The sequence below is a fragment of the Micrococcus sp. Alg238-R198 genome (assembly GCF_900537135.1).
Taxonomy (GTDB): domain Bacteria; phylum Actinomycetota; class Actinomycetes; order Actinomycetales; family Micrococcaceae; genus Micrococcus; species Micrococcus luteus.
Genome location: NZ_UNRH01000005.1, coordinates 150103 through 176681 on the forward strand (window position 1 = coordinate 150103; position 26579 = coordinate 176681).

Annotated in this window: 23 protein-coding genes; 15 read left to right on the forward strand and 8 right to left on the reverse strand. The window is 75.3% G+C overall.

What is annotated here, in order from left to right:
- Positions 1 to 31: 31 nt before the first annotated feature.
- The gene (locus G6R13_RS06765) at positions 32 to 2164 is read right to left on the reverse strand and encodes a TPM domain-containing protein (protein WP_159833295.1); all 2133 of its coding nucleotides are present in this window, start codon (positions 2162 to 2164) and stop codon (positions 32 to 34) included.
- A 254-nt stretch (positions 2165 to 2418) separates the two neighbouring features.
- Here G6R13_RS06765 and G6R13_RS06770 point away from each other — a divergent pair, with 254 nt between their 5' ends.
- Together G6R13_RS06770 and G6R13_RS06775 are read left to right on the forward strand one after the other, a co-directional pair.
- Positions 2419 to 3699, forward strand: coding sequence for a trypsin-like peptidase domain-containing protein (locus G6R13_RS06770; RefSeq protein WP_240335716.1), 1281 nt, complete (start codon positions 2419 to 2421; stop codon positions 3697 to 3699).
- Positions 3696 to 4475 (forward strand): PIG-L deacetylase family protein, encoded by a 780-nt coding sequence (locus G6R13_RS06775; RefSeq protein ID WP_036314367.1) that lies wholly within the window; start codon positions 3696 to 3698, stop codon positions 4473 to 4475. The genes G6R13_RS06770 and G6R13_RS06775 overlap by 4 nt, the downstream gene beginning before the upstream one ends.
- Before the next feature lie 22 nt (positions 4476 to 4497).
- Here the strand turns inward: G6R13_RS06775 and G6R13_RS06780 are convergent, their stop codons facing one another.
- From G6R13_RS06780 to folP, 5 genes are read right to left on the reverse strand one after another with little or no spacing between them, the layout of a single operon-like run.
- On the reverse strand, positions 4498 to 5928 hold the full coding sequence (locus tag G6R13_RS06780; protein WP_041105211.1) for an anti-sigma factor: 1431 nt from the start codon (positions 5926 to 5928) through the stop codon (positions 4498 to 4500).
- Positions 5929 to 5935: 7 nt separating this feature from the next.
- Entirely contained in the window at positions 5936 to 6496 is a 561-nt protein-coding gene (locus G6R13_RS06785) for a tRNA (cytidine(34)-2'-O)-methyltransferase (protein ID WP_044659766.1), read from the reverse strand.
- 40 nt (positions 6497 to 6536) lie between these two features.
- On the reverse strand, positions 6537 to 7490 hold the full coding sequence (locus tag G6R13_RS06790) for a DnaJ domain-containing protein (RefSeq protein WP_163721276.1): 954 nt from the start codon (positions 7488 to 7490) through the stop codon (positions 6537 to 6539).
- Entirely contained in the window at positions 7487 to 8278 is a 792-nt protein-coding gene (locus G6R13_RS06795) for a pyrimidine reductase family protein (protein ID WP_036315978.1), read from the reverse strand. The genes G6R13_RS06790 and G6R13_RS06795 overlap by 4 nt, the downstream gene beginning before the upstream one ends.
- A complete protein-coding gene (gene folP / locus G6R13_RS06800) occupies positions 8275 to 9267 on the reverse strand; it encodes a dihydropteroate synthase (RefSeq protein ID WP_036315981.1) in 993 nt (330 codons plus the stop codon). Before folP ends, G6R13_RS06795 begins: the two co-directional genes overlap by 4 nt.
- A gap of 65 nt (positions 9268 to 9332) precedes the next feature.
- Here folP and G6R13_RS06805 point away from each other — a divergent pair, with 65 nt between their 5' ends.
- The 12 genes from G6R13_RS06805 to secA all read left to right on the forward strand — a co-directional run bounded on the left by G6R13_RS06805 (position 9333) and on the right by secA (position 24454).
- A complete protein-coding gene (locus tag G6R13_RS06805; protein WP_205521337.1) occupies positions 9333 to 10691 on the forward strand; it encodes a potassium transporter TrkG in 1359 nt (452 codons plus the stop codon).
- Complete coding sequence (locus tag G6R13_RS06810) at positions 10684 to 11373, forward strand: TrkA family potassium uptake protein (protein ID WP_044659771.1); 690 nt, start codon at positions 10684 to 10686, stop codon at positions 11371 to 11373. The genes G6R13_RS06805 and G6R13_RS06810 overlap by 8 nt, the downstream gene beginning before the upstream one ends.
- A gap of 37 nt (positions 11374 to 11410) precedes the next feature.
- Positions 11411 to 12613: a cysteine desulfurase family protein gene (locus tag G6R13_RS06815; RefSeq protein WP_159833285.1), complete on the forward strand. Its 1203-nt coding sequence runs from the start codon at positions 11411 to 11413 to the stop codon at positions 12611 to 12613.
- A 39-nt stretch (positions 12614 to 12652) separates the two neighbouring features.
- Entirely contained in the window at positions 12653 to 13789 is a 1137-nt protein-coding gene (mnmA, locus tag G6R13_RS06820; RefSeq protein ID WP_163721277.1) for a tRNA 2-thiouridine(34) synthase MnmA, read from the forward strand.
- Between the two features lie 9 nt (positions 13790 to 13798).
- Positions 13799 to 14188 carry a chorismate mutase gene (locus G6R13_RS06825; RefSeq protein WP_002854878.1) on the forward strand — a complete coding sequence of 130 codons (390 nt, stop codon included), beginning with the start codon at positions 13799 to 13801 and terminating at the stop codon, positions 14186 to 14188.
- Positions 14181 to 15296 (forward strand): hypothetical protein, encoded by a 1116-nt coding sequence (locus tag G6R13_RS06830; RefSeq protein WP_002854876.1) that lies wholly within the window; start codon positions 14181 to 14183, stop codon positions 15294 to 15296. The genes G6R13_RS06825 and G6R13_RS06830 overlap by 8 nt, the downstream gene beginning before the upstream one ends.
- A gap of 152 nt (positions 15297 to 15448) precedes the next feature.
- Complete coding sequence (gene mtrA / locus G6R13_RS06835; RefSeq protein ID WP_061867002.1) at positions 15449 to 16129, forward strand: MtrAB system response regulator MtrA; 681 nt, start codon at positions 15449 to 15451, stop codon at positions 16127 to 16129.
- Positions 16130 to 16133: 4 nt separating this feature from the next.
- Complete coding sequence (gene mtrB / locus G6R13_RS06840) at positions 16134 to 18074, forward strand: MtrAB system histidine kinase MtrB (RefSeq protein WP_163721279.1); 1941 nt, start codon at positions 16134 to 16136, stop codon at positions 18072 to 18074.
- Complete coding sequence (locus G6R13_RS06845) at positions 18071 to 19816, forward strand: LpqB family beta-propeller domain-containing protein (RefSeq protein WP_163721281.1); 1746 nt, start codon at positions 18071 to 18073, stop codon at positions 19814 to 19816. Before mtrB ends, G6R13_RS06845 begins: the two co-directional genes overlap by 4 nt.
- Before the next feature lie 109 nt (positions 19817 to 19925).
- Positions 19926 to 20717: a phosphoribosyltransferase family protein gene (locus G6R13_RS06850; protein ID WP_122054428.1), complete on the forward strand. Its 792-nt coding sequence runs from the start codon at positions 19926 to 19928 to the stop codon at positions 20715 to 20717.
- A gap of 149 nt (positions 20718 to 20866) precedes the next feature.
- Positions 20867 to 21544 carry a ribosome-associated translation inhibitor RaiA gene (gene raiA / locus G6R13_RS06855; RefSeq protein WP_060973936.1) on the forward strand — a complete coding sequence of 226 codons (678 nt, stop codon included), beginning with the start codon at positions 20867 to 20869 and terminating at the stop codon, positions 21542 to 21544.
- A 174-nt stretch (positions 21545 to 21718) separates the two neighbouring features.
- Positions 21719 to 24454 carry a preprotein translocase subunit SecA gene (gene secA, locus G6R13_RS06860; protein WP_061873065.1) on the forward strand — a complete coding sequence of 912 codons (2736 nt, stop codon included), beginning with the start codon at positions 21719 to 21721 and terminating at the stop codon, positions 24452 to 24454.
- Between the two features lie 87 nt (positions 24455 to 24541).
- Here secA and G6R13_RS06865 read toward each other — a convergent pair whose 3' ends face one another.
- A complete protein-coding gene (locus G6R13_RS06865; RefSeq protein ID WP_061866997.1) occupies positions 24542 to 25054 on the reverse strand; it encodes an Rv3235 family protein in 513 nt (170 codons plus the stop codon).
- Positions 25055 to 25104: 50 nt separating this feature from the next.
- Entirely contained in the window at positions 25105 to 25857 is a 753-nt protein-coding gene (locus tag G6R13_RS06870; protein ID WP_044659782.1) for a hypothetical protein, read from the reverse strand.
- A 156-nt stretch (positions 25858 to 26013) separates the two neighbouring features.
- Here G6R13_RS06870 and G6R13_RS06875 point away from each other — a divergent pair, with 156 nt between their 5' ends.
- The gene (locus tag G6R13_RS06875; RefSeq protein WP_036383497.1) at positions 26014 to 26571 is read left to right on the forward strand and encodes a hypothetical protein; all 558 of its coding nucleotides are present in this window, start codon (positions 26014 to 26016) and stop codon (positions 26569 to 26571) included.
- The last annotated feature ends 8 nt before the right edge of the window (positions 26572 to 26579 follow it).

The following is a 26579-nucleotide window of genomic DNA, read 5'->3' on the forward strand; positions in this document are numbered from 1 at the left end:
GCCCGGGGCGCCGGAGTTCATGGGGCGGCGGTCAGAAGCCGCCGCCGGAGATGTCGCCGAACCCGCCGAAGTCGCCGCCGCCGAGGCCGCCGCCGTCGAACCCGCCGAAGCCACCGCCGCCCCAGCTGCCGCTGTTCAGGATCGAGTTCATCAGGATGCCGCCGAGCAGTGCGCCGCCGAGGCCGCCGCCGAAGCTGCCGCCCACTCCGGCGCGCGGGCGTGCACCGTACATGCCGCCCACCATGCCGGGGCCGTAGCCGAAGCCCTCGACGTCCGCGCGGGCCAGCTCGCTCGCGCGCTCGGCCAGCTGGGAGGCGCGCTGCGCCTGCTGGAGGGCGGCCACGGGGTCGGTGCGGCCGAGGCTGATCGCCGAACGCAGCGTGTGGTCGGCCTCCGCGAGCCGGGTCCGGGCCTCCGAGCCCACCGCACCGCGCCGGGCGCCGATGAAGTCGGCCGTGCCGTCGATCTGCGCCTGGGCCTGGGCGATCGTGGAGGTGAGCACCTGGGAGGCCTGGCGGGCCTGCTCCCGAGCGTCGCGGACGCCGGCCAGCGGGGTGTTGAGCTGGCGGTGCGCGGCCTCGAGCTGGTGCAGCAGCTCCAGGGGGTCCGGGCGGCCGGCCGCGAGGGCTCGGCGCACCGCGTTCACAGCGTTCTTCATCCCCGCCACCGGGCCGGCCAGCTCGGGGTTCGACCCGTTGACCACGAGCGCCTCGGCCTCGGCGACGTCCTGCTCGGACTGGGCGAGGCCCGTCTGCAGGTTGCCCAGCATGGCCCGCAGGGACCCCTCGGCCTTGCCCACCGCCTCCGTGAGCGTGTCCACCTGGCTGAGCGCCTCCTCGGCGGCACGCACGGCCAGCGCCGCCGTGGAGCGGTCCTGGGCGTCCCACGCGCTCCGCGCCTTCGCGACGGCGGTCTCCACGAACTCGAGCCGCTCCCGGGCCTGCGCCGCGTTGTCCGCGACCTCGGCGAGGGCGGACTCCGCGTACTGGCCGTGCAGCGCGGCGATCGCCGACTCGGACTCCTGCACCCGGGACCGCGCCTCGGGCAGGCGGGCGTCGACGCGCTCCAGGGCCTCGGGCACCTGGTTCTCGAGGTCGCGCAGGGAGTCGAACTCCTTCTTGTGCGCCGCGAGGGCCGCACCCACGGCCTCGCTGCGCTGGATGATCTCCTTGAGCCAGGCGCGCTGCTCGGCCTCGGTGTCCGGGATCTCGTCGTCGAGCTGGTGCTGGAGCTGGAACGAGGCCCGCATGTGCTCCTTGGCCCGATCGATGTCCTCGCGGAACGTCGCCACGGACTTCTCCCCGTAGGACGCCTCGGCGAAGCCCAGCTCCTGCTCCGAGGAGCGGATGGCGTCGTCCGCGGCCACGAGCTTCGAGCCGGCCTGGGTGCGCAGCTGCTCCACGCTGAGCTCGTCGAGGGGGTCGCGGCGGACCTCCTCGGTGCGGCCCCCTTCGACCGCGCCGCCCTGCGTGCGCTTCCGGCTGCGGGCCACGAGCACGCCGCCGCCCACGGCCGCGGCCACCGCGCCCGCGCCGAGCACCGCCGTCAGGGCCCCGCCGCCGGAGGCGCCCTGGGCCGTGCTCCCGTCGCCCGCGGTGCCGGCCGGCAGGGCACCGGCCGGATCGTACTCGGCCCCGCTGGCCCCCGTGCCGTCGAGCGTGCCGTCGGCGGCGTCGTCGAGCCCCTGCACCGCGGCGGTGCCCGCCGCGAGCCATTCCGCCGAGCCGGGGTCCGTGCCGATCTTGGACAGCTCCGGGCCCACGTAGGTGCGCGTCACCTGGTTCTGCAGGTCCGCGTCCCCGCCGCTGTCCAGCCCATAGGCGCGGTCCTCGACCGCGATCGCCAGGACCGAGTCGTTCGTCCCGAGCCCGCGCTGGCGCGCCACGTCCTGGGCCAGCGTCTGGGCGTCCGTGCTGAACTCATCCACGTAGACGACGTACAGCCCCTGCCCGGTGTCCCGGCGCAGGTCCTGGATCTCCTGGGTCAGCCGCTGCTCATCGGAGGTCGAGAGCACCCCGGCCTCGTCCACCACGTACACGCCCGGCGGCACCGTCACGGCGTGCGAGGCGGGTGCCGCCACCAGGAGGCCCAGGCCTCCCAGACCCGCGGCGGTCACGGCGCGCGCCAGACGGCCGACATCGGCGGGGCGGGTGGGCACGGTCATGCGGGGTCTCCTTCGACGGCGGAGGCGAGCCGCCGCACCGGGCGGACCCGCCGGATCCTGGGGTTGAGTGTAGGGCGGCGTGGGAATCGGGCACCAGGGATCCGGCGCGGCCGGGACCGTGGGAGGAGCGGACGTTCGGCCTCTAGGCGGCGTTCAGTCATGCACGCTAGCGTGGACGTGCCCCGGGGCGCGCGTCCGCAAGACGACGGGCGTCTGTGTCGACCGCCCGGGGCCCGACCCGAAGCGAGGACCCCGTGGACCAGACCGCCGCCCCCACCCAGCCCCCCGTGCCGACGGCCCGCACCGTCGCGCGTCCCCGGCCCCAGTCCCGCGCCCGTGCCGGGGCGGGCCTGCTCGCCGCAGCCGTGCTCATGGTGGGGCTCTCCGGTTGCGCGGTCGCGGAGGACGGCGGCGAGGCCGCGTCCGAGGCCGCGAGCTCCTCCTCCTCGCAGGCGACGGACACCTCGGCCGAGGCCGGGGGACAGCCCGTGGCGGACACCGCCGTCGGGAACGCCGCGAGGACCGCGCTGCCCTCCGTGGTGACCATCTCCGCGACGTCGAGCTCCGCCTCCGGTTCCGGTTCCGGGTCGATCCTGGACACGGAGGGGCACATCCTCACGAACACCCACGTGGTCACCCTCGGCGGCCAGGCCAACGACGCCGAGCTGACGGTGCGCACCTCGGACGGGGAGGTCTACGCTGCCACCGTCGTGGGCACCGACCCGCTGTCCGACCTGGCCGTCATCAAGATCGACGCCCCGGACCTCACCCCCATCCAGATCGGCCGGTCCGGGGATTTGAAGGTCGGGGACGAGGCCGTCGCCATCGGCGCCCCCCTGGGCCTGCCGAACACCGTGACCGACGGGATCATCTCCACCCTGGACCGGACCATCGCGGTGGCGTCCTCCGAGGCGCCCGAGCCGCAGGGCGAGAGCTCCGGCTCGTCCTCCGGCGCCGAGCAGTACCGTTTCCAGCTGCCGGGCACCCCGCAGGGCACCCGGGGCGAGGTGTACATCAACGTGCTGCAGACCGACGCGGCCATCAACCCCGGCAACTCCGGAGGCGCGCTCGTCGACGCCGAGGGTCGCCTGGTGGGCGTGAACGTCGCGATCGCCTCGGCCGGCCAGGACCCGAGCGAGGCGGGCAACATCGGGGTCGGCTTCGCCATCCCCGTGGACTACGCCCAGCGGGTCGCACAGGACCTGATCGACCACGGCAAGGCCACGCATGCCATGCTCGGCGTGAGCGTCACCCCGGAGCCCGCCGAGGTGCAGGGCGGCAGCGAGAACGCCCGGACCATGTTCAGCGACGGCGCCCGCGTCCAGCAGGTCGTGGGAGAGTCGGCGGCCGACGCGGCCGGGCTGAAGGAGGGCGACGTGATCACCGCCGTCGGCGACCGCGCGGTGATCGACTCCGAGTCCCTCACCGCCGTCGTCCGCGAGCACCGCGTGGGAGACTCGGTGGACGTCACCTACCTCCGCGACGGCGCGGAGCAGACGACCGAGGTGACGTTCACGGAGGACACCCGCTCGTGACCACCACGCTCACCACCCCCGCCGCGCTCGCGGCCCACCACGGCTGGCGCCGGGTCCTGGCCGTCGGCGCCCACCCGGACGACCTCGACTTCGGGGCCGCCGCCACCCTGGCCGGCTTCCGCGCGGCCGGGCTGCACATCGAGCTGTGCATCGTGACGGACGGGGACGCCGGCGGCTTCGACTCGGAGGGCCCGGAGGCGATGACCGCCCGCCGGCACGCCGAACAGCGCGCGGCCGCCGCCGTCGTCGGTGCCGCCGAGGTCCACTTCCTCGGCGAGCGCGACGGACACCTCGAGCCGGACCACGGCGTGCGCCGCAAGCTCGTGGCGCTGATGCGCCGCGTCCGCCCGGACGTGGTGCTCAGCACCCACCCGGAGCGGGACTGGGAGCGGATGCAGGCCGCCCACCCGGACCACCTCGCCTGCGGCGAGGCCGTGGTGCGCGCCGCGTACCCGGCGGCCGAGAACCCGTACGCGTACCCGGAGCTCGCGGCGGAGGGGCTCGAGGCGTTCAAGGTCCGGAACCTGCTGCTGTACGCCGCCCCCGCCGCGCGCCGGAACACGGTCGTGGACGTCACGGGCCTGGCGGAGCAGAAGCTGCGCGCCCTCGACGCCCACCTCTCCCAGCACCCGGACGTCGACGCGATGCGGCGGCACGTGCTCGCCCAGATGGCCGAACATCACCGGCGCGCCGCCGGCCCGGCCGCCGCGCCGGGTCACGCCGAGGCGTTCCACCTGGTCACGGTCAACGGTCCGAGCACCATCGCCGGGTTCTGAACCGCCCCCCCTGCGGGGGATCTCAGTTGGTGCTCGGCCGACCGCCGTAGCGTGGGCCGGTCTGCGCGGTGGGGTCGAGGTCCACGCCGACGACGGGCTCCGACGTCGGCACCTCCGAGCCAGAGCTGGGCTCCACGGAGATGCCCATCGCCGCGAAGCGGTCCAGCCCCCGGAAGGTGACGGGCTCGCCGAAGCCGTTGGCGTCGAACGTGCCGAGCGAGGCCGGGGCCGTGCCGTCCGAGGGGTAGAGCCACAGCTGGTAGGACTGACCCTCCGGCAGCTGGGGCATCCCGCTGATCGTCAGGTAGCCGCTGTTCTGCTCCCGGGACAGGAACGCCTGGACCGTGCCGCCGTCCTGGGCCGGGTACTCCGAGGTCGTGAACAGGTCCTTCGACTGGTCGATGCGGTGCACGATGCCCGGCCGCGTGAACTGACTCCACACCGTCCACCCGCCGACGCCGAGCACGAGGGCCGCGAGCAGCAGGAGGGCGGTCACCTTGAGCCAGCGCAGGCGGTCCCGCGGCGGGCCGGCGGGGGCGGACTCGTCGCCGATCAGGTCCATGCCCACGTCCTGGGCGGGCAGGCGACGCAGGACCTCGTCGAGCAGGGCCGACGGCGGCTCGGCCGTCACGGACCGGAACGCCCAGGCCACCGCCTGGCGCGCACCGTCCACCCGGGAGCGCCACAGGGCCAGCTCGCCGCCCCGCCGCTGCACGGCGGAGAAGGCCGCGGTGTGCCCGGCCGTGTCGAGGGCGTGCACGGCCGAGAGGTCGGCCAGCTCGAGTGCGCGGCCGGCGTCCACGTCCTCGCGCACGTCCGCGCCGAGTGCCGGGCCGGTCGCCGGGGCCGGCGCGGACGGCCGGGCGGCGTCCTGCGTGAGGTCGCGGCGGGCCGCCACGACCTGCCGCACGCCGTCACGCAGGAGGGTGCGGGCCTGGTCGGCCGGCAGACCCAGCCGATCGGCGACCTCCCGGTCGGTGCAGCCGCCCAGCCACGCCAGTCGCACGGCCTCGTAGGCGTCCGGGGCCACGCGGTCGACGAGGTCCTCGGGCAACGGCGCGGGCCCGGCCGGGCCGGGACGACGCCCACGTTCCGCCGCGGAGCCGCCGGCGCGGCGCAGCGAGGTCATCACGCGGTGGGCGAGGACCTCGAGCCACGTGAACACCTGGCGCTCGCGGTGGGTCGCGTCGTCACGCTCGCTCAGGTCGAGCCCGGCCTCGGAGGCCTCCTCCCATGCCGTCAGGTAGGTGCGGACCGTGGCCGCGGCGGCGTCGTCGCCGGGGCCGAACATCGCTTCGGCCAGGCCGTGCACCCACGGGACCGTGGCGTCGTAGAACGCGGAGAACGCGGCCCGGTCACCCTCGGCGCTGCGGCGCAGGAGGGTGTCCAGGGCGGGCTGGCCGGCGTCATCGGGGCGGTCGGCGTGGGGCTCGGACGCGTCAGGAGTCTGCATGGTGGCCTCAGTCTAGGGAATCGGGGCGGGCAGCGGACCCGGCGAAGTCGTGCTGGCGCCAGGCCTCGTACACGGCGATGGAGACGGCGTTCGCCAGGTTCAGGGACCGACGGGCCGGCTGCATGGGCAGGCAGACGGTCTCGGTGACCCGCGGATCGGTCAGCACCTCCTCGGGCAGGCCGGTGGACTCGCGGCCGAAGAGCAGCACGTCGCCGGGCCGGTAGGCGACCCGGTCGTGCCGCACGGACCCGCGCGCGGTGAAGGCCAGCACACGGGCGGGGGCGAGGGCCGCGAGCGCAGCGTCGAGGTCCGGGTGCACCGTCACCACCGCGAGGTCGTGGTAGTCCAGGCCGGCGCGGCGCAGGTGGGCGTCCTCGAACCCGAAGCCCAGCGGCTCCACGAGGTGCAGCTCGGCCCCCGTGAGGGCGGCGAGCCGGATCGCGTTGCCGGTGTTGCCGGGGATCTCCGGGGTGAGCAGCAGGATCCGGAAGCCGGGGGTGCCGGGCGCCGGGGCGCGGTCGGCGCCCTCGTGCGGGTTCGGGCGGGGTGGGGTGGGGGAGTCGGGCACGCGCCCAGCCTAGTGGGGCGCCGCCGGGCGGGGGCGTGCCTCAGTGGAGCCGGTCGACCAGCGCGCCGAGCGCGCGCCGGTCCACGAGATCCGGGTCCGTGCCGGTGCCCAGGAAGAGCGCGACCTCGCGCGCGAACGCGATCCCGGGCGCGGGCGGGGCGGTGAGCAGGTCGGCCTGCGCCTCCGGCGCGTCGGCGCCGCGCGTGTGGCGGATCACGGGTGCGTGCCGCGCGTCGCGGTCCGTCATCACGTGCACGAATCCGCCGACGGTGACTTGGGGCAGGGCCTGCTGCCACGCCATCATCGCGGGGCCGAGCAGCGGCGGGGCCACGGGACGGCTCCGGGAGCGCAGGTCCGCCCCGTCCCAGGTGTAGGTCCCTTCCGGGACCATGACGGAGCCGATCAGCGCCAGGCGATGGCCGCACAGCACCGCGTGGTCCACGTCGAGGTGCCGTCCCCAGCGCCCGCCCAGCCGCAGCCCGGTCAGGACCCGGGCGGCCGGGAGCGCGTCCGCCACGTGGCGCAGCAGCACGTCGAGGGTGCGGGCCTGCCGCAGCACCCGGTGCTCGTCCGGCAGGATCCCGCGCGGCCGCGGCGCCCCGTGGACGCGTTGGCTCGATCGCGGCAGGTCCAGCACGGTCGGGTCCGCCTCCGCCTCGCCGGGCGGGGGCTCGTAGCGCACGGGGCGGGCGGCACGTCCGCCGGGTCCGGACCGTCCCGACGGTCTCGCCCGCCCTGATCCGGCCGTCGCGCGGGGGCCGCGGGGACCGACGTCCGGGCCGGGCAGCGAGAGGTCGTATCGGCGCCGGGCCTCGGCGTCGCCGAGGAGGTCCCACGCCCGCGTCACGGCCCGGAAGGCGGCGGGGTCGCCGCCGACGTCGGGGTGCGCGGCCCGGGCCGCGCGGCGGTAGGCCCGCCGGACCTCCTCGGCGGTCGCGTCGCGGGGCACGCCCAGGACCTCGTAGGCGGTGCGGTGCTCCTCGGCCGCGCTCACGGCGTGGGGTCCGGGCCGGGGGAGGCGTGCCGCTCGTGGTGCAGGCGCAGGAACAGCATGCCGTCGTCGTGGAGCACCTGGACCAGCTGCAGCCGGGCGGGGAGGCCGGGGCCGTCCTCGCCGGTCAGGACGCGGCCGGCGGCGGGTCCGGCCAGCAGCGGCGCCACGGTGAGGTGCACCTCGTCCACGAGGCCGGCCGCCGCGAGGCTGCCGAACAGGCGCGGTCCGCCCTCGCAGTGGACGACGCGGGCGCCGCGCGCGTGCAGGGTCGCCACCACGGTCTGGGGGTCCACGTGCTCCTCGCCGACCGCCAGCACGTCCGCGCGCGCGGCCAGCGCCGCCGCCCGCTCCGGCTCGGCCGCGAGGGCGGCCCGGGACGTCAGGATCCAGGGGCGCACCGGGGCGGCCGTGAAGAACGCGGACGCCGGGTCCAGGTCCAGGCTGCCGCTGACCACGGCCACGGGCGGGTCCGCGGGCCCGCCGGCCTCCGCGCGTCGACGCCGGTCCTCCTCGGACAGCAGCGCACCCTCGTAGCCCTCGGCCCGGATGGTCCCGGCCCCCACGAGCACGACGTCGGCGTCGTGCCGGGACAGCGAGAGCAGCCGCTGGTCCGCGGGGGAACCGAGCCCGCCCGCACGGCCGTCCAGGGTGGCCGCGCCGTCGGCGGAGGCGATGAACACGACGCGGACCCAGGGTCCGGGGCCGGTGTCCTCAGCCGCCGGGGCCGCGAGGGCGGTGCGGAGGGCGTCGTCGTCCAGGCCGGGGCCGGTCTCGGTCAGCCGTCTCATGCCCGCCCCCCGCGGTGGGCGCGGTGTCCGGCCAGGGTGCTGCGGTCCGGCGGCGGGTTCTCCGCGCCCATGTTGTGGACCAGGCGCGCCGGCTGACGCCACCCGAACACGCACTCGAGCATGCGGGCCGCCGAGACGGAGGCGTCGGCGTCGTGCATGCGCAGGATCCGGGCGCCGCCGTACACGCAGGCCGCGGCCGCGGCCAGCGAGCCGGGCAGGCGCTCGTGCCGGTGCCGGTCCAGGCTCTCGCCGATGAAGTCCTTGTTCGAGACCGCGGCCAGCACGGGCAGCCCCAGGGTGGCGATTTCGTCCAGCCGCCGCGTGATCTCGAGGGTGTGCCGGGTGTTCTTGTTCAGATCGTGGCCGGGGTCCACGATGATCCTCTCCTCGGGGACGCCGAGCGCCACGGCCCGGTCGACGGTGCGCCGCAGGTGGTCGCGGACCTCCCTGACGACGTCGCCGTAGGTCGGCCGGGGGACCACGGCCCGGGGTCCGCGCACGTGGGCGAGGGAGTGGGTGACCACGAGGTGCGCGCCCGCGGCGGCCACCACCCGGCCCAGGTCCGCGTGGAACAGTCCCGTGGTGTCGTTGACGACGTCCGCCCCCGCCGCCAGGGCCGCCTCGGCCACGGCCGGCTGGAACGTGTCCGCCGAGAGGATCAGCCGGCGCGATGCCTCGGACGACCCGGCCCCGTCCCCGCTCCGCAGGGCCGCGATCAGGGGGACCACCCGCGCCGCCTCCTCGGTCGGGTCGAGCTCCGCCCCGGGCGCGAACGGCACGCCGCCGACGTCGACCCACTCGGCTCCGGCGTCCGCCGCGGCGTGGGCCTGGGCGAGGGCGTCCTCCAGGACGGCGCCGGCGCCGTCGTCGTAGAAGGAGTCCGGGGTGCGGTTGACCACGGCCATCGTGACGATCCGGCGGCGGAAGTCGATCTCGTGGTGGGCGAACCGGTGCACCGGGTGGACGAGCGGGACGGAGGGGGTCGGCACCCGGCCATTCAACCACCGGCGCCGCACGGTGACAGTGCGCCCCGGAAGGACTATGTTTCCCTCCCGTGACATTTACCTCGTCGCCGCGGGTCGGCCCGCGTCGGCCCCGCATCCGTCCGACCCAGCTCGTGGTCGGGTCCTTCCTCGTCGCCATCGTGACGGGCACCGGCGCACTGCTGCTGCCCGCCTCGTATCAGGGCCGCGCGCCCACCCCGCTGGAGGCCGCGTTCACGGCGACCAGCGCCACCACGGTGACGGGCCTCGGCGTCGTGGACACCCAGACGTTCTGGACACCCCTGGGTCAGCTCGTGATCCTCACGCTCATCAAGCTCGGTGGCCTGGGCGTCATGACGTTCACGTCGCTGCTGGGGCTGGTGATCCTCCGGCGGCTCGGCCTCACCCAGCGCCTCGACGCCGCGGCCTCCACCCGGGCCGAGGGGATCGGGGACCTGCCCCGGGTGCTGCGGGCCCTGATCCTGTACTCCACGGCCGTCGAGGCCTCGGTGGCGCTGCTGCTGAGCCTGCGCTTCTGGCTGGGCGCGGGGATGTCCCCGGGCCAGGCACTGTGGCAGGGGGTCTTCCACGCGGTCTCCGCATTCAACAACGCCGGGTTCGCGCTGTTCAGCGACAACCTCATGGGCTTCGTCTCGGACCCGTTCATCTGCCTGCCGATCGCGGCGGCGATCATCTTGGGCGGCCTGGGCCTGCCGGTCGTGCTGACCCTGCGGCGAGACCTGCGCCGACCCGAGCGGTGGAACCTCACGGTCCGGCTCGTGCTCGTGGGCACCGCGGTGCTGCTGGTGGGCGGCACGCTCATGTACCTCGTCCTCGAGTGGTCCAACCCGCGGACCCTGGGCGGTCTGGACCCGGCCTCGCGCGTGCTCGCGGCGTTCTTCCAGTCCGTCACGACCCGTACCGCCGGCTTCAACACCCTGGACTACGGGCAGATGCACCCCGTGACGCTCTTCGCCACCGACGTGCTCATGTTCATCGGCGGCGGCCCCGCCGGCACCGCCTCGGGCGTGAAGATCACGACGGCGAGCGTCCTGCTGTTCATCGTGCTCGCGGAGATCCGGGGGGAGGGCGCCGTCCATGCGTTCGGCCGCCGGCTCTCCCGGACCGCGCACCGCGAGGCGATCACCGTGATCATGCTCTCCGCGACCGCGATCGCCGTCGCCACGATGGCGCTCATGGGCCTGTCCTCGTTCACGACCGACCAGATCCTGTTCGAGTGCGTGTCCGCGTTCAGCACGGTGGGCCTGTCCACCGGCATCACCGCCCAGCTGCCGCCGGCCGCGCAGGGCATCCTCATGCTCCTCATGTTCGTCGGCCGCATCGGCCCCGCCACCGTCGCCGGCAGCCTGGCCCTGACCGACCGCACCCGCCACTTCGAGTACCCGAAGGAGAGGCCCCTCATTGGCTGATCTCACCCGTTCCCTGTTCGCCCCCCGCCGGGGCGACCGCCCCACCGTGGCCGTCCTCGGGCTCGGCCGGTTCGGCTCCGGGGTCGCCCGCGAGCTCATGGAGTCCGACTGCCACGTGCTGGGGGTCGACGCCGATGCCGAGGCCGTCCAGGCGCTCAACGGCCGGCTGACCCACGTCGTCCGCGCGGACAGCACGGACGAGGAGGCGATGCGCCAGCTCTCGGTCCACGAGATGGACCACGTCGTCGTCGCCATCGGCGGCGACCTCGCGGACTCGATCCTCACCGTCTCGCTGATGCGGCGGTTCGGGACGCACCAGCTCTGGGCCAAGGCCAATGACGACCGCCACGGCGAGATCCTGCGTCAGCTCGGCGTGGAGCACGTGGTCCACCCGGAGCGGGACATGGGCCGCCGCGTGGCGCACCTGGTCAGCACGTCCTTCCAGGACTTCGTCGAGGTCGAGCCGGGCCTGGCCATGGTCCGGGCCACGCCGCCGTCGCGCCTGCTGGGCAGGGACCTGCGAGCCACCGGACTCGCGGGGGAGCGGGGCATACGCGTGGTCGCCGTCCGCAGCCGCGACACGTGGCTCTACCCGCCGAGTCACTACGTCCTCGAGCCCGAGGACACGATCCTCCTTTTGGGCCCGACCCGTGACGTCGAGCGGTTCCTCGCCCGAGACTGAGCCGGTGCACATCCGGCGCGGCTCCTAGACTGGCCGGGTGACCACCCCGGACCGCGTGCACCTGGACCACGCCGCCACCACGACGGTGCGCCCCACCGCGCTCGCGGCCCTGGCCGAGGCGGCCGCGCTCCCGGGCAACCCGGCCTCCCTCCACGCCTCGGGCCGCCGGGCCAAGCTGCGCCTCGAGGAAGCGCGGGAGCGCATCGCCGCGGCGCTCGGGGCGCACCCCACCGAGGTGATCCTCACGTCCGGGGGCACCGAGGCGGACAACCTCGCCGTCCAGGGGCTGTACCGGGCCCGCCGCGCGGCCGCGCCGGAGCGCACCCGGATCGTGCTGACCGGCATCGAGCACCACGCGGTCCTCGACGTGGTGGACTGGCTCGCCGCACACGAGGGTGCCGAGCCGGTGCTCGTCCCGGTCGACGACGACGGGCGGGTCGACCTCGTCGCATGGGAGGCCGCGCTGGCGACCGCGCCCGAGCGGACCGCCCTGGCCACGCTGATGTGGGCCAACAACGAGATCGGCACGGTCCAGCCCGTGGCCGAGGCCGCCCGGCTCGCTGCCGACCACGGGGTCCCGTTGCACACCGACGCCGTCCAGGCCCTCGGGGCGGTGCCCGTGGACTTCGCCGCGTCCGGGGCCGCGACCCTGGCCGTCTCGGGGCACAAGGTCGGCGCCCCCGTGGGTGTCGGCGCCCTGCTCGTGCGCCGGGACGTCACGCTGGAGGCCGTGGTGCACGGCGGCGGCCAGGAACGTCGCCTGCGCTCGGGCACGGTGTCGGTGGCCCTGGCCGCAGCGCTGGCGGCCGCCGTGGCGGAGGCCGTCGGGGAGCAGCCCGCCGAGGCCGCCCGCCTGGGCGGGCTGCGGGACGAGGTGATCGCCGCCGTCGACGCCCTGGACGGGGTGCGCCTGACCGGGCCGCGAGACCTCGACCCGGCGACGGGGCAGGTGCTGTCGCCGGGGACGCGCCGACTGCCCGGCAACGTCCACATCACCGTGCCGGGCCGGACGGCGGACGCGCTGCTGTTCTCCTTCGACATGGCCGGACTGGACACCTCGTCCGGGTCGGCGTGCACCGCCGGGGTGGCGGAACCGTCGCACGTGGTCGCCGCCCTGCCGGGGCGGACGGAGGCCGACGCGCGGGCCACCCAGCGGTTCACCCTCGGCCGGACGACGACGCTGGCCGAGACGGCCGCGCTCATCGACGCGCTGCGGACGCTGCTGGGGCCGGGCGTCTAGACTGGAGCGCCCGTCCGTCGTCGAGAGAGGAGTCCGCCCGTGAAGGTCCTGGCCGCCATGTCCGGGGGAGTCGACTCCGCCGTCGCCGCGGCGCGTGCCGTGGACGCCGGGCACGACGTCGTCGGCGTCCACCTGGCCCTGTCCCGCATGCCCGGCACCCTGCGCACCGGCTCGCGTGGCTGCTGCACCATCGAGGACGCCTCGGACGCGTGGCGCGCGTGCGAGCGGCTCGGCATCCCCTTCTACACGTGGGACTTCTCCGAGCGGTTCGCGGAGGACGTCGTGGACGACTTCGTGGCCGAGTACGAGGCCGGCCGCACGCCCAACCCGTGCATGCGCTGCAACGAGCGCATCAAGTTCGCGGCGCTGCTCGAGCGCGCCCTCGAGCTGGGCTTCGACGCTGTCTGCACCGGCCACTACGCCGCCGTGCGGCCCGGTCCGGACGGCTCGCTGGAGCTGCACCGCGCCGCGGACGACGCGAAGGACCAGTCCTACGTGCTCGGCGTGCTGACCGCGGATCAGCTCGCCCACTGCCTCTTCCCGCTCGCGGACACGCCGTCCAAGGAGCTCGTGCGCGCCGAGGCGGCCGAGCGCGGTCTGTCCGTGGCGGCGAAGCCGGACTCCCACGACATCTGCTTCATCCCCGACGGCGACACCCGCGGCTGGCTCGCCGAGCGCATCGACCTGGCCCCCGGCCCCATCGTCGACCCGGAGGGGCGGGAGCTCGGCACCCACGCGGGCGCCCAGGCGTTCACGGTCGGCCAGCGCAAGGGCCTGGCCATCGGCCGTCCCGCGCCCGACGGCAAGCCCCGGTTCGTGCTCGAGGTGCGGCCGAAGGAGAACACCGTGGTCGTCGGCGGCCGCGAGCTGCTCGACGTCGACCGCATCACCGGCATCCGCCCGTCGTGGGCCGGCGCCCCGGTGCCCGAAGCCCGCACGGGCGCCTGGTTCGACTGCGCCCTGCAGTTCCGGGCCCACGGCGAGATCGTCGAGGCCCGCGCCCGCCAGCGCGCGGACGAGGCGGGGAATCCGGGGTGGGAGATCGAGCCGGCGCGCCCCCTGCGCGGCGTGGCCCCCGGTCAGACGGCCGTCCTGTACCGGGGCACCCGCGTGCTCGGCCAGGCCACCATCGACACCGCCCGCAATGCCCGGCTGTCCGCCCCCGCGGATGCGTAGGCTTCGGCCATGAGCCCGGACTACGACCCCCACGCCAGCTCGCTGCCCGGCACCGCGGACCCGGCGGTCCTCGACGAGCTCTTCGCGATCCGCGGCAGCATCGACAACATCGACGCCTCGCTCGTCTACCTCCTGGCCGAGCGGTTCAAGTTCACGCAGCGGGTCGGTGCGCTGAAGGCCCGCCACGACCTGCCGCCCTCGGACCCCGGGCGTGAGGCCGCCCAGATCGCGCGGCTGCACCGGCTCGCGCTCGAGGCCGACCTCGAGCCCGCGTTCGCCGAGAAGTTCCTGAACTTCATCATCGCCGAGGTCATCCGCCACCACCGCGCGCTGGCGGCCGAGGGCCGGCCGGACGCCGAGGCGGAGCCGGGGGCGGGCTCCGGGGACGCGGATGACTGAGGCCGCCCACGACGACGGCGCCACCGGCCCCGTCGCCCTCGGCGGCACGCCGTGGCGCGGCACCGACGTCGCAGAGGCGCAGCGCGTCACGCTCGGCGAGCTCGGCGCGGACCACTGGCCGGTGCTCCCCGAGCTGCCCGAGCGCGGACCCGGCGCCGACGCCACCGGCCGCTCGGCCGCCCTCCTGCAGGAGCTGGCCGTCGACCTGCAGCCGCACGGCTGGCGGGTCAGCCCGCCCGGGGCCGCCGGCTCCGGCCGCGACCGACGCCGCGCCGTCTCCCTCTGGCGCGAGGACGCGCACCGCTGGGCGGACACCGCGGGGGCCGAGGGCGCCGTCGTCGAACGTCTGGCCGTGCGGGTGCGCGGCCCGCTCAGCCTGCTCGCCGGCCTCTGGCTGCCCGGGGGAGAGCGCGTCCTCGGCGACCACGGCGCCCGCCGCGACGTCGCCGAGTCCTATCTCGAGGGACTGCAGGACGCCCTGCCCCGCCTCCGGAGGGCCACCGGGGCGGCCCGCCTCGGCGTCGTCGTCGACGAGCCGTGGGCGGGGGCCGTCCTCGCCGGGACCCTGCCCACCGCGAGCGGGTACCGCACCGTCCGGTCGCTGCCGCGCGAGGAGGCCCGCGGACTGTGGCGCGCCGCCCTCGCCAGGCTCACCGCCCTGCCCGACGTCGCCCGAGTGTGGCTCGCGCCGGGCCGCCGCGCCGCCTCCCCGGGGGCCGAGCTGCCCGGGCCCGCCGCGCTGGCGACGCTGACGGGAGAGTCCCTGCCCAGGCCCGACGCAGCCGCGGACGCGCCCGCCCGGGCCCCGGTCTCGCTCGTGGTGGGCGTGGGCCCCCTCGACGACGGCGCGGACGGTTCGCCCGGCACCCGCGAGGCGTGGGAGGCGGCGGCCGGCTGGGCCGACGTCGGGCGCGGGCTGACCCTGGCCCCCGAGCCGGGCGTGCGCCCGGTCGACGTCGTCCGCACGTGGGAACGGCTGGGGGTGGACCCCGGACGGGTGGGCGACGTCGGCCTCACGGCGGCGGGGCCGCACGACCCCGCCGTGCTCCGCACTCTGCGGCGGGACGCGGAGGAGCTGGCCGCGCGGCTCGCCGAGCTGCGCGGCTGAGCCGGCGCCCCGACGGACCGGGACGACCTCCGGCGTCGTCGGCCGTGGACGGGCCCGCCCGGCGGGTATCATCGGGCTGATCCTGAAAATTTCCTGTGCCCGGGGCCGGTCCCGCCTGCGGCGCCGGGGGGAGCGCTGACGAGGAGGTCAGGATGGGCAAGGCCAAGATCCTGGTGGTGGACGACGACGAGGCGCTGGCCGAGATGATCGGCATCGTCCTGCGCAACGACGGCTTCGAGCCGGCGTTCGCCGCGGACGGCACCTCCGCACTGCCCGCGTTCCACCGCGAGCGTCCCGATCTCGTGCTGCTGGACCTCATGCTCCCCGGCATCGACGGCATCGAGGTCTGCAGGCTCATCCGAGACGAGTCGGACGTGCCGATCGTGATGCTCACGGCCAAGTCGGACACGGCGGACGTCGTGCGCGGCCTCGAGTCGGGTGCGGACGACTACGTGCCCAAGCCGTTCAAGCCGGCCGAGCTCGTGGCCCGCGTCCGGGCCCGCCTGCGTGAGGGGGAGGCCAAGCCGGCGGAGGTCCTGCACATCGGGGACCTCGAGATCGACGTGGCGGGCCACGAGGTCACCCGCGGCGGCGTCGGCATCGCCCTCACCCCGCTGGAGTTCGACCTCCTCGTGGCCCTCGCCCGGCGGCCGCGCCACGTCTTCACCCGCGAGATGCTGCTGGAGGAGGTCTGGGGGTACCGGCACCAGGCCGACACCCGGCTCGTGAACGTCCACGTCCAGCGCCTGCGCTCGAAGGTCGAGCCGGATCCCGAGAACCCGTGCGTCGTGCTGACCGTCCGCGGCGTCGGGTACAAGGCCGGCCAGGGCTGAGGGCATGACGGTGTCCGGCCCGGGTCTGAGCGCGGCCCCGGCGGCCGAGCCCGGCGCCGAGCCGGTCGAGCCCGCCGCCGGCCGCCCACGGTCGTGGGTCCCCGGCCCCGCGTGGCGTGCGCTGCGCCGCCGGTGGCGTCGGTCCCTGCGGCTGCGCACGGCGGTGCTCGCGGCCCTGCTCTCGATCCTCGCGGGCCTCGTGGTCGCCGCGTTCCTGACGCAGCAGATCACCCAGGCCCTCTTCGAGGCCCGCTACGAGCAGGTCCAGGCCGAGGCCCGCCGTGGCCTGAGTCAGGTGCGCGAGACGTTCGCGCAGACCACCGCCACGGACGCGCAGAGCACGGACGTGCTGGTGACCCAGACCCTGCGTGCCCTCGAGGGGGACTCGGGCACGACGATCCGCCGCCGCTACCACCTCGCCCCGCTGCCGGGCTCCGAGTCCGCGTACGTGGGGACGATCTCCTCCGCCGGTCTCGATCCCGCGGTGATCCCCCAGGAGCTGCAGGACGCGGTCGCCTCCGGGCCGGGCGTGTACGACGCGAGCGTGGCGCTGCCGGACCCCGGCGGCGGCACCCGGCCCGGCCTCGTGTTCGGCGCCCAGGTGGTGCTGCCCCCGGGTGCCACCTACGGGCTCTACCTCGTCTACGACCTCGCGGACGTCCAGAGCTCGCTGGACTCGGTGCTCGGGGTGCTGCTGGTGTTCGGCGTCGGATTCCTGGTGATCAACGTGCTGGTCTCGTGGTGGGTCTCGCGGCGTGTGACCCTGCCCGTGCAGCAGGCGGCCCGGGCGGCCGAGTCCCTCTCGAGCGGCAACCTGGCCGTGCGGATGCCGGTCGACGGTGAGGACGAGATGGCCCGCCTGGGCATGTCCTTCAACCGGATGGCGGACAGCATCCAGGACCAGATCGGCCAGCTCGCCCAGCTGTCCCAGATGCAGCAGCGGTTCGTCTCGGACGTCTCCCATGAGCTGCGCACGCCGCTGACGACCGTGCGGATGGCGGCCGACGTGCTGTACGGCTCGCGCGAGGACTTCGACCCGGTCAACCGACGCTCGACCGAGCTGCTCTACCACCAGGTCGATCGCTTCCAGGCCATGCTCGCGGACCTGCTGGAGATCACCCGGTTCGACGCCGGCGCCGCCACCCCGGCCCTCGAGGCCACGGACATGCTCGAGCTGGCCCGCGACGTCGTGCTCACCTCTCAGCCGTTGGCCGATCAGAGCGGCGTGCCCGTGTACGTGGTGCCCATGGACCGGGACCGCGCCGACGGCCACGTCGCCTGGGTCGACCCGCGGCGGATCGAACGGATCCTGCGCAACCTGGTGAACAACGCGATCGAGCACGCCGAGGGCCGGCCGGTGGACGTGCTCGTGGCGGCCGACGAGGAGGCCGTCACGTTCGCCGTCGTGGACCACGGCATCGGCATGAGCCCCGAGCAGGTGCAGCGCGTGTTCGACCGGTTCTGGCGGGCCGACCCCTCACGCAAGCGCACCACCGGCGGGTCCGGACTGGGTCTGGCGATCGCCACCGAGGACACCCGGCTGCACGGCGGCCGGCTCGAGGCGTGGGGCGAGCTGGGGGAGGGGTCCACGTTCATGGTGACCCTGCCGCGGGCGCCGCGCCCGGCCGCGCAGGGCGCGGAGGCCCCGGAACCGATCGGCCGCTCCGTGCTGCCCATCCCGCCCCGCTACAGCACGGCGGACCGCCGGTACGCCGATGACCTGTCCCGACCCGTCCCGCAGGAGGCGGACGCCGACGCCGACGCCGTCGGCAGGGTCGCGGACGTCGCCGCCACGGCCGCGGACGCCCCACCGTCCGCGCGCCAGGCCGAGCAGGCCCTGACCGCACCGACCCGGCCGGTGCGCGTGGCCCCTCCGGGGGATCCCGCCGACGGGCCGGCCGCCGGGGACCGGACCGGCGAGGACGCGGCAGAGGAGGCCCGATGACCACCGTGGATCCGCAGCCGCCCCGCCCGCCGCGTGTCGCCGTCGTCGCGGTGATCGTCGCCCTGGTGCTCGCCCTCAGCGGCTGCACCCAGATCCCCCAGAGCTCCGAAGTGCGCAGCGCCGACCCGGTCGACGGGGCCAGCGCGGCCGCCGACGCGCCGCAGTTCCATCCGCCGGGACCCGCCGAGTCGGACACGGCGGAGGAGGCCATCCGGGGCTTCCTGCTCGCGGGCACGAGCCCGCAGGACGACTACGCGGTGGCGCGCGAGTTCCTCGACGGCCCCGCGGCCACCCAGTGGACGCCCTGGCAGCGCACCCTCGTGTACTCGGCGGAGCCGCGCATCACCCGGGGCGACGGCGACGGGGACTACCAGATCCAGGTCGAGGTCGACTCGGAGATCGACGAGTACGGCCTGCGGACCGTCGCGCCGCCGGGGACCACACGGGCCTGGGCGGTCACCGTGCAGGAACGGCCCCAGGGCATGCGGATCACGTCCACGGAGAACGGCACGCTGCTCTCCCAGGCGCAGTTCGGACAGCTGTTCGCGCCGCACGAGCTCGCCTTCTACGACACCGCGAAGCGCTATATCGTGCCGGACGTGCGGTGGTTCGTCAATCGGGGCACCACCGTGACCGCGGTGACGCGAGCGCTGCTGCGCGGGCCGGCACCGTATCTGGCCGGGGCGGTGGAGACGGCCTTCCCGCTGCGCACCGGCACGGACCTGGCCGCGCCCACGGTGCCCGTCGACGACGACGGCGTGGCCCACGTCGACCTCACCCAGGCGGCCGCCGAGGGGGCCGACGCCGAGCGGCGGCACCGCATGCGGGAGCAGCTGGAGCTGACCCTGAGGGGCCTCCAGTCGGTCAAGGAGGTCGAGGTGACCGTCGCCGGTGCCCAGCTGTCCACGTCGGGAGACGACGGCCCCGCCCCGGTCCAGACCGACCCCGCCGTCAGATCGGTCCAGGTGGGCATCGACGCGGCGACGGGCGGACTCGTGTACGTGCAGGGGAGCAGCGTCACGCCGGTGGGCGGCGCTCCGGACGTCACCGCGCTCGATCCGGTCCGCCCGACGATGTCCGGCGACCGCAGCCGATTCGCGTTCGTCACCGGTGACCGGACGGCGGTCCACGTCGCCGGCACGGACGGCTCCCTGCGGGAGGTGCTGCGCGGCACCGGGCTTACCGTCCCGTCGCTGGACCTCCTGGGCTGGGTGTGGGCGGCCGACCGGGGCACGACCTCGCGGATCCGCGCCGTCTCGGCCCAGCCCGGCGGGCAGGAGCGCATCGTGACGGCCACCTGGCTGCGCCCCGGCGAGCGGATCGTCGACCTGCGGTTGGCCCGGAGCGGGGCCCGGGCCGCGATGCTCGTCGACGACGGCCAGCGGACCACCCTGCGCGTGTCCGGCGTCGTGCGCGGTTCGGACGGGGTGCCGAACGCCCTGACCGAGCCGATCCTGCTGCCCTCCTCCGGGTCGGAGGACTCGGTGGAGTGGGCCGGCGACACGAACCTGCTCGTCTCGGCGTACGCCGCGAAGCCCGACGAGCGCGTGGTGCCGCGGATCGTCTCGGTCGATGGCACCGTCCGGGAGCTCAACCCACTGGGCGGCCTGCGGGGGATCTCCGCCGGCGACGACGGCGCCTATTACGCGGAGACGGAGGAGTTCGTGTTCCTGCTGGTGGGCTCCTCGTGGCGGGCGCAGGAGCTCGACCGCGGGGTACGCGACCTCTCGTTCCCGGACTGAGCCGGGCCGGCGCTCACCGCCCCGTCGTCCACTCCTGCACAGCCGTCCTGTCCCGCACAGCGGCCCGCCCCGGCGCCTGGACGGCGGTGTCGTGCGGTGGACTCGTCCCATGCGCTCCCCGCCGTCCTCCCCGTCCCCGGCGTTCGGCGCCCTCGGTCGGGCCCTGGCCGACCTGGTCCTGCCCGCCGAGTGCGCGGTGTGCGCGGCGCCGGGCCACCGGCTCTGCCCGGCCTGCGCGGAGGGACTGACCGCCGTCCTGTCCCGGCCCTTCCGGGCGGAGCAGGACGCCCCGGCCTTACCCTTGGGCCCCGGCGGCGCTCCGCTGCCGGTGATGGCGGCCGGGCGCTACGCAGACCCGCTGGCGGCCGCCGTGCTCGCGTTCAAGGACCATCACGCGCTGCACCTGCGCGGCGTGCTGGGCGAGGCCCTCTGCCGGGCCGTCGCCGCGGCGCGTCTCGAGCCGGACCTGCCCGGGGCGCGGCACGCCCTGCTCGTCCCGGTCCCGGGCGGCGCGGTCGGATTCCGACGGCGCGGCTACGACCCGCTCGCCGAGCTCACCCGGGCGCTGCCGGCGCCGTGGCTGGTCTCCGACGCCGTCCGTGCGCGCCTGCTGCCCCGCGCGAGCACGCTCCGGGGCGGCGGCCCGTCCCACGCGGGCGCCGGGGCGGGCCAGCGCCGCCGGCGGGCCCGGGACTGGCGCGTCGCCGCCGGGCGGCTGCCGGCCGGCGCGCCCGTCCTGCTCGTGGACGACGTCCTCACCACCGGCGCCACCCTCGCCGCGCTCGCGGAGGCGGTGCGCCGCGCCGGCGGGCACCCCGTCGGGGCCGTCGTGCTCGCGGCCGTGGCCCCGCCGCGGGACCCCGCCGAGCCTGGCCCCCGGCCAGGCCCCCGGGTAGGGTGAACGGCACGGAATCGCCCCTACGGTTCCCGTCCTGCCGACGGCTGGAAGGAGGTCGCACCCTCGGACCCGCCGCCGCCCTGCGGACGCGACACCGAGGCGCACCTCCCCTCCCGAGGCCGGACCCGTGAGAGTCGGACCAGGAGGACGCCATGACCATGGATGTCAGCTACATCGCCCGCAACCTCAGGCTCCCGGAGAGCTTCCGCGACCACGTCGTCGAGCGCACCGAGCGCCTCCAGCCGCTCGCCGAGGGCGCCGACACGCTCGAGGTCCGCGTGACGAAGTCCTCCCACCACAAGCACTCGGACGAGACGGTCCGCGTGGAACTGACGGTCCGTGGCCCGCGGGACGTCGTGCGGGCCGAGGCCGACGCGGACGACAAGCTGGTCGCCTTCGACCAGGCCGCCACCCGACTGGCCGAGCGCCTGCGGCGCATGCGCGACCGCCGCAAGGACCGCCGTCACGGCAAGCTCGGCGCCTCCCGCGGCGCGGGCGAGGTCGGATTCGTGCCGCCGCTGCCGCCGTCGGGTGCCGCGCTGGCCGCGGAGGAGGCCGCCGAGCAGGACGCCCCCGAGGTGGGCACCCCGGTGCGCATCCGCCAGAAGGCGTTCCCCGCGACCCCCATGAGCGTGGACGAGGCCGTGGACGCGATGGAGCTGGTGGGCCATGACTTCTTCCTCTTCCAGAACGCCGAGACCGGCGTGCCCTCCGTGGTCTACCGCCGCCGGGGCTGGAGCTACGGCGTGATCCGCCTGGACGAGTCCCTCCCGCAGGATCACGTCTCCGCCTCCGAGGGGGAGCGGGCCTACCAGGCGCGCGAGGACTGACCGCCCCGCCGACGTCGACCACGACCTGCTGACGCCGCGGCGCCCGTCCCCTCCGGGACGGGCGCCGCGGCCCGTCCGGACTCGGCCCGTACACTGTCCCGGAGACCGCGCCACGGCCGAGCGCGAGGGGCATCCCGTCCCGCCCCGGCCACACCGCAAGGGAGCAGAGAACCAGTGCCTTCGATCATCGACCGCGTCCTGAAGATCTCGGACAACCGCGTCCTCAAGCGCATGCAGGCCACGGTGGACGCCGTGAACCTCCTCGAGGATGACTTCCGGGCGCTCAGCGATGCGGAGCTGCGTGCCGAGACGGACACGCTCCGGGCCCGGCATGCGGACGGCGAGTCGTTGGACCTGCTCCTGCCGGAGGCGTTCGCCGCGGTCCGGGAGGCCGCGGGACGCACGCTCGGCCAGCGGCACTACGACGTCCAGCTGCTCGGCGGCATCGCGCTGCACCAGGGCAACATCGCGGAGATGAAGACCGGCGAGGGCAAGACCCTCGTGGCCACCGCCCCGGCCTACCTCAACGCGCTGTCCGGCAGGGGCGTGCACGTGGTGACGGTCAACGACTTCCTCGCCTCCTACCAGGCCGACCTCATGGGCCGCGTGTTCCGCTTCCTCGGCATGCAGACGGGCGTCATCGTGGCGGGCCAGACCCCGGCCGTACGCCGCGAGCAGTACGCCGCGGACATCACCTACGGCACGAACAACGAGTTCGGCTTCGACTTCCTCCGGGACAACATGGCCTGGTCCCTCGACGAGCTCGTGCAGCGTGAGCACCACTACGCGATCGTCGACGAGGTGGACTCGATCCTCATCGACGAGGCCCGCACCCCGCTGATCATCTCCGGCCCCGCCCAGGGAGAGGCCAACCGGTGGTACGGCGAGTTCGCCCGGCTGGTGCGCCGCCTCGAGGCGGACACGGACTACGAGGTGGACCACAAGAAGCGCACCGTCGGCATCCTCGGCCCCGGCATCGAGAAGGTCGAGGACCACCTCGGCATCACGAACCTGTACGAGACGCAGAACACCACGCTCATCCAGTTCCTGAACAACGCGGTCAAGGCCAAGGAGCTGTTCAAGCGGGACAAGGACTACGTGGTCCTCGACGGCGAGGTGCAGATCGTCGACGAGCACACGGGCCGCGTGCTCAAGGGACGCCGCTACAACGAGGGGCTCCACCAGGCCATCGAGGCCAAGGAGGGCGTCGAGGTCAAGCCCGAGAACCAGACGCTGGCCACGGTGACCCTGCAGAACTACTTCCGCGGCTACGAGAAGCTCGCCGGCATGACGGGCACCGCCGAGACGGAGGCCGCCGAGTTCACGTCGACCTACGGCCTCGGCGTCGTCGTGATCCCGCCGAACCGGGAGCGACAGCGCGTGGACCGCAACGACGTGGTGTACAAGAACGAGAAGGTCAAGTTCGACGCCGTCGTCGACGACATCGCCGAGCGGCACGCGAAGGGCCAACCGGTCCTGGTGGGCACCACCTCGGTGGAGAAGTCCGAGTACCTCTCCACGCTGCTGGCCAAGCGCGGCGTCCGCCACGAGGTCCTGAACGCGAAGAACCACGCCCGCGAGGCCGCCATCGTGGCGCAGGCCGGCCGCCCGGGCGCCGTCACCGTGGCCACCAACATGGCCGGCCGCGGCACCGACATCATGCTCGGCGGCAACGCCGAGTTCACGGCGGTGGCCCGCATGCAGGAGCTGGGCCTCGACGCCGCCGAGGACCCGGAGGCGTACGAGGCCCGCTGGCCCGAGGTGCTGGCGCAGGCCGAGGCCGCCGTGGAGGACGCGCACCGCGCGGTCATCGAGGCCGGCGGCCTGTACGTGGTGGGCACCGAGCGCCACGACTCGCGCCGCATCGACAACCAGCTGCGCGGTCGTTCCGGCCGTCAGGGCGACCCGGGCGAGTCCCGGTTCTACCTCTCCCTCACGGACGAGCTCATGCGCAACTTCAACCCGGGCGTGGCCCAGCGGATCATGAACAGCCCGTCGATCCCGGACGACATGGCGCTCGAGTTCGGCTTCGTCTCGAAGGCGATCCAGAACGCGCAGGCGCAGGTCGAGGGGCGCAACGCCGAGCAGCGCAAGAACGTGCTCAAGTACGACGACGTGATGAACCGCCAGCGCGAGGCCATCTACACGGACCGCCGTTCCATCCTCGAGGGGGAGGACCTGCAGGACCGGGTGCGCCGCTTCGTGGAGGACGCCGTCGGGAACATCGTGGACGCGGCCACCGAGGAGGGCCACGCCACCGACTGGGACCTCGACCAGCTGTGGCGGGACCTGGCAGAGCTCTACCCCGTGGGCATCTCGCAGGAGGACGTCCTCGACGAGGTCGGCGGCCGGGGCCGGCTCAAGGCCGAGGTCCTCAAGCGCGAACTCGTCTCCGATGCGCTCCTGGCGTACGAGGACCGGGAGGCGCAGGTGGGGTCCGAGGCGCTGCGGGAGGCGGAGCGTCGCGTGGTGCTCGCCACCATCGGGCGCCGCTGGCAGGAGCATCTCTACGAGATGGACTACCTCAAGGAGGGCATCGGGCTGCGCGCGATGGCCCAGCGCGAGCCCCTCGTGGAGTACCAGCGCGAGGGCTACACGATGTTCCAGAACATGCTCGCCGCCATCCGCGAGGACGCCGTGCGCACGCTGTTCCAGGCGCAGATCAGTGCGGCCCCCGCGTCGACGTCGCTGCCCGGCGTCCAGGACGCCCGCGCCGTGACGATGGCCCCGCAGATCTCCGTGGAGGGCATCGACGCCCCGCAGCAGCCGGCGCAGCTGCGTTTCACCGGTCCGTCCGAGGACGGGCAGAGCGCGGTCACCCGCAGCGGCACGGACTCCGGCGCCACGGTCGCGGCGGGCACGAACCGCCGCTCCCGCCGTCAGGCGGAGCGCCGCGGCCGCCGCGGCTGACCGGCATCCTGCCACGACGCAGGACGAGGGCCCGCAGACCTCCAGGTCTCCGGGCCCTCGCTCGTCAGTCCGACGGGACGATCCGGCTCAGCCGATCTCGACCGACGTCACCTTCCACCGGCTGAGCCGCCGCTCGAGTCGGAGCGCGAAGGCCCGGGCCCGGCCCTCCCACAGCACCGTCGCGCTGGCCTCCACCCGGCCGGGCGCGACCTCGCACACGCGGGCACCCACCGGGCGGGGTGCGGACTTGGGCGTCCGGGGCGGGACGGCCGCGGAGGGCCGTCGACCGGGCCCGGTCGGCGCGACGGCGCCCAGCAGCTCCATGCGACGGGTCAACTTGTCCAGGACCTCGGGCGAGAGCCAGGCGGAGAGGTCCCGCAGGGCACGGCGGCCCGTCTCGACCTCGACGCAGGCGACGGCGATCACGGCGGCGAGCGAGCGGACGCGGCGCAGCTCCTCGCGCCCCTGTTCGGTGCGGGCCCGCCGGGCGATCTCCTCACCGCGGGGCAGGACTGCGGGGCTGTGGGCGGGCCCGTGGAGGAGGGTGTCGGCGGTGCGCCGGTCGGAAGCGGCGCGGGGGCGGGTGGCGAGGGTGGTCATGGCGGTCTCCTGAGGACGAGGCGAAGCGGGGGAGTGCAGGGTCGTGGATGTCATGGCCGTGGTCCGTCCACGCCGGCGTGCGGGGTGAACACGGGGGAGGTCAGCACGGTGCCGGGCAGCAGCAGGTGCGGGTCGTCGCCGATCACCCGTCGGTTGGCCTCGTACCAGCGGCGCCAGCGGGCGTCGATCTCTCGGGGGGTCGCGTCCGGGCCGAGCTCGGCGGCGGCGAGGTGCCACAGGCAGTCGCCGCGCCGGACGGTGACGGTCGGGTGGTCCGGATCCGCACGGCCGGTGCCGGCGCCCGGTGGGGCCGGCGCCGGGGGCCGGGGCGTCCACGCGGCGTCCGGCGCCGGGGCCTCGACGCCGGTGGCGTGCGCAGGCACCGCAGCCACGGTCCAGGAGGCGTCCGGCACGGGATGAGCCGCGTCCGCCCACGCGGCCGGTGCCGCGAGCAGCTGGGCACCGACGACGGCGCCTGCCACGCGTCCGAGCAGGGCGGGAGTGAGGCTCCGGCCCAGGCGGGCCCAGGCCGGCCGACCCGCGCGGCGCCCCAGCGCGACGAGCGCCAGCCCGATCAGGCCCACCGCCCACCATGCGAGCAGTCCGAGCCCGGCGAGACCGGCACCGAGGCCCAGCACGCGGGTCAGTTCCGCCCCGGGCGCGCTGGTGCCCGTCTGCAGCAGCGCCGCGGCACAGGCGAGCAGACCGGGACCGGCCAGAAGCAGGACGGTGAGGCCGACGGCGTCCGCCGCGTCGACCGGACGGGTCGGGGCCGGGCCGGCCGGTGATGTCGAGCGCTCCATGGATTCCCCTCCTGTGCGTCCGTCCGGCCGGGATCCCGCGATCAGGCCGGTGATGATGATCACAGTGAACTGCACGGGCCGATAGGTGTCAAGAGTGATGTTTGATGATGTTTGATGACGACCGATGTCCGGCGCTGAGCCTCCTATGCTGAGCGCATGCGGTGGAACGGACTCTTCGACGACCTGGAGGCGCACTGGGCCGACCTCGGCTGGCAGGAGACGGTGGCCGAGGCCGCGGAGCTGACCCGAGCGGAGTGGATGGCGCTGTCCCTGGCCGACCGCCTGCGCGGAGCCCGAGGGCGGCAGGTCCGGCTCCACCTGGCCTGGGGCGAGGTCGTGGACGGCGTGGTGCACACGGTGGGCCAGGGCTGGGTCGGCGTGCACGTCGACGGCTCGGGATCGGCGATCGTCGCGGTGGACTGCGTGGCGGCCGTGGAGGCCGACCTGACCCGGGCCGTGGCCGCGCCCGAGCTCGCCGCGGCCGGCTGGGGGACGGTGCTGCGCGGCATCGCGCGGACGCGCCAGCCGGTGGCGGTGACGGGACGCCTCGGCGCGGCGCTGGCGGAGGGCACCGTGGACCGGGTCGGCGGCGACCACCTCGACATCGCCCGCCACCCGCGGGACGAGGCCCGGCGGGCCGCGGCCGTCCGCGGGCGGCTCGTCATCCCGTTCGGGGCGCTGGGGACGGTCCGGACCGCGCTGCGCCCCGCCTGAGCAGACCG

Coding starts and splice junctions, on each gene's coding strand:
- G6R13_RS06765 (WP_159833295.1), bottom strand. CDS start 2,164: ATGACCGTGCCCACCCGCCCCGCCGATGTCGGCCGTCTGGCGCGCGCC.
- G6R13_RS06780 (WP_041105211.1), bottom strand. CDS start 5,928: ATGCAGACTCCTGACGCGTCCGAGCCCCACGCCGACCGCCCCGATGAC.
- G6R13_RS06795 (WP_036315978.1), bottom strand. CDS start 8,278: ATGAGACGGCTGACCGAGACCGGCCCCGGCCTGGACGACGACGCCCTC.
- G6R13_RS06825 (WP_002854878.1), top strand. CDS start 13,799: ATGAGCCCGGACTACGACCCCCACGCCAGCTCGCTGCCCGGCACCGCG.
- G6R13_RS06830 (WP_002854876.1), top strand. CDS start 14,181: ATGACTGAGGCCGCCCACGACGACGGCGCCACCGGCCCCGTCGCCCTC.
- mtrA (WP_061867002.1), top strand. CDS start 15,449: ATGGGCAAGGCCAAGATCCTGGTGGTGGACGACGACGAGGCGCTGGCC.
- mtrB (WP_163721279.1), top strand. CDS start 16,134: ATGACGGTGTCCGGCCCGGGTCTGAGCGCGGCCCCGGCGGCCGAGCCC.
- G6R13_RS06845 (WP_163721281.1), top strand. CDS start 18,071: ATGACCACCGTGGATCCGCAGCCGCCCCGCCCGCCGCGTGTCGCCGTC.
- G6R13_RS06850 (WP_122054428.1), top strand. CDS start 19,926: ATGCGCTCCCCGCCGTCCTCCCCGTCCCCGGCGTTCGGCGCCCTCGGT.
- raiA (WP_060973936.1), top strand. CDS start 20,867: ATGACCATGGATGTCAGCTACATCGCCCGCAACCTCAGGCTCCCGGAG.
- G6R13_RS06865 (WP_061866997.1), bottom strand. CDS start 25,054: ATGACCACCCTCGCCACCCGCCCCCGCGCCGCTTCCGACCGGCGCACC.
- G6R13_RS06870 (WP_044659782.1), bottom strand. CDS start 25,857: ATGGAGCGCTCGACATCACCGGCCGGCCCGGCCCCGACCCGTCCGGTC.
- G6R13_RS06875 (WP_036383497.1), top strand. CDS start 26,014: ATGCGGTGGAACGGACTCTTCGACGACCTGGAGGCGCACTGGGCCGAC.